Source organism: Citrobacter sp. (assembly GCF_050252275.1).
GTDB lineage: Bacteria > Pseudomonadota > Gammaproteobacteria > Enterobacterales > Enterobacteriaceae > Citrobacter_A > Citrobacter_A amalonaticus.
Window position 1 is genome coordinate 1 of the sequence record NZ_JBFWLF010000347.1, and the last position, 4333, is coordinate 4333.

5 protein-coding genes and 1 pseudogene are annotated in these 4333 nt (G+C 55.3%); 2 read left to right on the plus strand and 4 right to left on the minus strand.

Annotated elements, in window-relative coordinates; genetic code table 11:
• Window positions 1–66, minus strand: a pseudogene (locus AB7E14_RS21150) (phosphate-starvation-inducible protein PsiE); the annotation flags it as partial.
• A gap of 140 nt (window positions 67–206) precedes the next feature.
• On the opposite strand from AB7E14_RS21150, the gene AB7E14_RS21155 reads away from it, so the two are divergent.
• Both AB7E14_RS21155 and AB7E14_RS21160 read left to right on the plus strand, forming a co-directional pair.
• Window positions 207–716, plus strand: a complete 510-nt coding sequence (locus AB7E14_RS21155; RefSeq protein WP_044253372.1) for a GNAT family N-acetyltransferase — start codon at window positions 207–209, stop codon at window positions 714–716.
• Between the two features lie 10 nt (window positions 717–726).
• On the plus strand, window positions 727–1191 hold the full coding sequence (locus AB7E14_RS21160; protein WP_044264141.1) for an acyltransferase: 465 nt from the start codon (window positions 727–729) through the stop codon (window positions 1189–1191).
• Between the two features lie 12 nt (window positions 1192–1203).
• On the opposite strand, the gene AB7E14_RS21165 is transcribed toward AB7E14_RS21160, so the two are convergent.
• The 3 genes from AB7E14_RS21165 to AB7E14_RS21175 form a co-directional block, all read right to left on the minus strand.
• Window positions 1204–3300 carry a YjbH domain-containing protein gene (locus AB7E14_RS21165; protein ID WP_216082068.1) on the minus strand — a complete coding sequence of 699 codons (2097 nt, stop codon included), beginning with the start codon at window positions 3298–3300 and terminating at the stop codon, window positions 1204–1206.
• A complete protein-coding gene (locus AB7E14_RS21170; protein ID WP_044328942.1) occupies window positions 3300–4037 on the minus strand; it encodes a capsule biosynthesis GfcC D2 domain-containing protein in 738 nt (245 codons plus the stop codon). The genes AB7E14_RS21165 and AB7E14_RS21170 overlap by 1 nt, the downstream gene beginning before the upstream one ends.
• A partial coding sequence (locus AB7E14_RS21175; protein WP_428169908.1) for a YjbF family lipoprotein occupies window positions 4034–4333 on the minus strand: 300 nt, incomplete at its 5' end. The genes AB7E14_RS21170 and AB7E14_RS21175, both read right to left, overlap by 4 nt.

Below are 4333 nucleotides of genomic sequence, written 5' to 3' on the forward strand. Positions count from 1 at the left end.
AAGGTTCAACACGGTCTGTAGGATCGTAGAGATAAACTCCACGCGCGGACGAGATAGTGACGTCATAACAGCACCTCTTTCTCAGTGGTGAGGTTCCTGTATAACGCAAAAATGTGACGGAGAGCTATATTTTTTGTTTATGTTTTGTGCAATCAGAAAAGGGTGTGACAATCCTTTCAACCCTAACATTCTGAAAGGAAGGCGAAATGCTTCGGTTTCAAATGGCAATACAAGACGATGCCAGCCTGTTGAGCACAATGGGATATACCAGCTATCGTCATCATTTTGCCCATCTGTGGAAAAACGATGACGAACTGGCGGCGTATCTTGAGCAGGAATATTCTCTGCCCGCCATCGCCAGAAGTCTCGCAGAAGCGGGCACCTTCTGGTTGATAGCTTTTACTGACGTCCCGATTGGTTTTGCGAAGTATTCGTTACATCAGGCCCTTGAGCCACAAGACCCGCCGGGGACATTGCTGCATAAGATCTACCTTCTGCCGGGCGAAACTGGCAAACAGTACGGTGAACAGCTTTTTGCCGAAGTGGTCCGTCAGGCCAAAGCGCAAGGGGAAACACGGATCTGGCTGGAGGTACTGGCGGATAACCCCCGGGCACGTCAGTTCTATGAACAGCAGGGAATGACCTTTGTGAAAAACACTTTTTTTTCCACCACGTCGCAGACCACTACGCTTCACGTCATGGAAAAACCGCTCTGAGAGACCCAAAATGGCAACGACTCATCAGTCCACCCTCCGCAATGTCACCTGTGGTGAAAATGTGGTGATTTATGAACCCGCCAATCTCTACGACTGCCGGCTTGGCGACAACGTTTTTGTCGGCCCCTTTGTCGAAATTCAGGGAAATACGCAGATTGGCGCAGAGACAAAAATCCAGTCGCATACCTTCATTTGCGAATATGTCACCATCGGTTCCCGCTGCTTTATCGGCCACGGCGTCATGTTCGCTAACGATATGTTTCGGGAAGGAAAACCCAATGCCGACCGCAGCAGTTGGGGACGAATTACTCTTGGTGACGATGTCTCCATTGGTAGCGGCGCGACAATACTGGCGGTCAGTATCTGCGATGGCGTAGTTATCGGTGCGGGTAGCGTGGTGACCAAATCAATCACCGAAAAAGGCGTATATGCGGGTAATCCAGCCAGATTATTACGCCGTCTTCCGGCTGGATAAAACCACGTTAACTCAGCGGAAATTCACACTTTTATCGCTGGTCATGTCATAGAGCTGGAATTTACGTCCGAGCTGCTGACCCCCATCACGCGTCAGTGGCGTCCAGCCGATGGCCGCACGACTGCGGGTCGGGCCGGAAGAGAAGAGATCCAGCGGAATCGACACGTAGACGCCTTTGGTGAAATCCCCTTCGCCATACTCATCCGGCGAGACGTTGGTAAGCGTGGCGTAACCACCCACCACCACGCCGCTGTCAAAGCGTTTAGAGATATCCAGCGTGCCGCCTTTATCCCCCGCCAGATACTGACCGACGCTTGCTTTCACCAGCACGTCCTGGGCGAATGACGGCGTCCAGTAGGCCGTCAGGTGTCCGGTCTTCACGCTGTAGTCGGTGAATTTCATCATGTCCTGCGCGCTGCGCCAGTCACGCTGTTTCACGTAGTTTGCATCCAGACCAAACGCCCAGTTGCTGTCGACCGGACGGTACAGCACTTCTGCCCCCGCCCCGCCATACATGGTTTCAAGATAACCCCCGTAGACCTGACCATAGAAACCATTACCCAAGTACTGGAAATAGTTAGCTTGCAGGTTGTTCACATAAACGTCGTTCTGCACATATTCACGCACGCGGGTACGCACACGTGGCAGCTTCGAATCGTTCGGCGGATTGGTGTAGTTGAATTTATCGTAGTTATTGGCGAGATTTCCAAACAAGCTTCCGGTGGTCAGCAGGTGATCGGTCACCCACAGATCCGCCGTCGCCATCACACCCAACTGGTACATGTAGAAGTTTTCCGGTCCGCCCACGGACTGGTTCAGCACCGGATCGAGGTGGAAGTCGAAGCGCGACTTGTCGATATACCAGCCCTGCTCAGTGCGTTCCGGCACTATCGGCTCAAGGCGCTGTTGCGCCAGCGGCGTTTCCTGTCCCAGCGGTTCGCCTTCCAGATGGCGTTTCAGGCTGCTGACGTCCGTTTCGGTAGTTACCTGCGGCAGGTTGAGACGGTTTTCCGTCACGCGGATCGTGCGGATCCCCTCTGGCAAATCGTTCATCACGATCCGATTCGCCCGTTCAATACCTTCACGCGAGTCGCGGTATTTCACCTGCTCGCCGGTCACGTACAGCGTATCGCCTTTCACCTGAATCTGCGGATCTGCCAGTCCGGCGTTGTATTTCAGCAGCGTCAACTGATTCGCCACCACTGAGTGTTGCAGGATCGCGTCCTGCGGTTGCGGCTGGTATTTCGGCCGCGCGTTATCGTTATACGATGGGCGTAAGTCGTTGAAATTAGTCCGCAGCGTTACCCCAAACATAAAGGTGTTACCACGTTCATAGCTGAGGTTAACGTCGGCCCAATCGGTGACGCGGTAAATGGCGCCGACGTTAAACTTGCTTTTCTGTTCCAGCTTGCCCGCAAAATCCTGCTGGTAGTTATTGCCCTCATATTCCAGCTTCAGCCGCAGGGGCTGCCACGGCGTCTGGTACTCAATGCCGCCAAACAACGATGCCGGGCCGTGGAACATCTGGCTGCCATCAATGGAGCCAGCTTGTTTATAGCGGTTATCGCGGTAGCAATATTTATCGCTGTACGAACAGAGCGGGTTACTGACGTTGCCGCTGGTTCCCAGGTATCCCCAGCCGAGGCCGAGTGAGAAATCAAACGGTCCCCAGGCTTTGTTCGCCACGAGGTATTCCGCATCAAACAGGCCAGTCCCGCCGATATCTCGCGCACCGACCGACACCTGCGGCATCCAGTAGCTCTCTTCCCACAGGCGTAACTTCAGATCGAACGCTTTATCTTTGTAGGTTTGATCGCCGGAAAACGATTCGACGCTGCTGTACTTTTTGGTCCGCACGTCGGTGTAGCGCAGCGTGGTTTCCAGCCAGGGGAAAAGCTGCACGGAGGCGGAGTAGTAACGGTACTGATCGTTATCACGATAGTTGAGGCTCAACTCCCCTTCACGCGCCATGCGCGCGGTTGGGGTCTGTAATAATCCCACGCCGCCAAAATCCGACTGAGAGGGTCCAATCGGCGCCGGATACGTTTCGGCATGGCAGGCTGCGCTGATGCCCAGCGCCAGTAAGCTGAGCAGATATGTTTTTTTCATTATTCAGGTATCCGCTGCGTCAGGGTATGAAGAATGTCGGCGTTCAGCGCTTCCGGTTCGCTGCTCCAGAGAGAATCATCCAGCCCGACAACAATGATGCTGCCAGGCATCGGTTCAACGTGACGCTTATTCCAGTACGCCACCGGCACCTTCTGCGTTCGGCCATCGGGATAAACAATCCACGCATAGCTGCGATCCGCGCCGCTGAGCCGGTCTTGTCCATCGAGATAGCTGACGACGTCGCGTCCGGGCATAAACGGCTGTTTTCCGGGACGGCTTATCAGGCCAAAGAGCGTGACGTCCGTTGGCTGCCCGCCGACCCACAGCGTGTAGTTGCCCTGCAACGGCGGATTGCCGCGTTCGCTGACCCGCACGATGTCCGGATCGAGATTCACCAGCTGTCGACCCGTCACCTTCAGCGCCTGAACTTGCTGGCGCAACGCGTTAATGGCGGCGGCATCGTCCCCGCTTGCGTTGGCGCTTAACGCCGCCAGGCGCGCCAGCAGCGCCTGCTGTTGGCCCTGCGCTTTCACGGTCGCTTTCTCTTCAGCGATCACCGCGCCAGGCCACCAGCTGTTCGCCAGTCTGGGCTGTCCCACCAGATCGATAAGATGATCAGCGCCGGTAAGCGTTTTCGGCTCTGTGCTACCGGCGCTAAAGACCTTAACGGTCCCCGCAGCAAAAACAGATGACGCGCTCAGACTGAAGATCAGCGCTGCAAGAGTCCGTTTCATCATGATTTTGCCGCCTTAATCAGCGTGGTTTTCACCGGGAAGAAGTTCGCGCCCAGATACTGCTCCGACTGGCGAATTTGCCCTTCGTTATCGATCCAGTAACGGTTATGCCAGCGCGCTTGATCGGTCGTGACGGTTTCGTCCAGCACGCGAACCGGCGTCTCTTCGCTACCGACTTTTACCGTGTCGTTGCCATCCCATGTAAAGACGGAGCGCGCGGTGGCATAGCGCACCTGCTTGTATTCCGTCCAGCCCATCGTGCGGGTCCAGGTGGCACCGTCAGATCGGAAGAGCACACG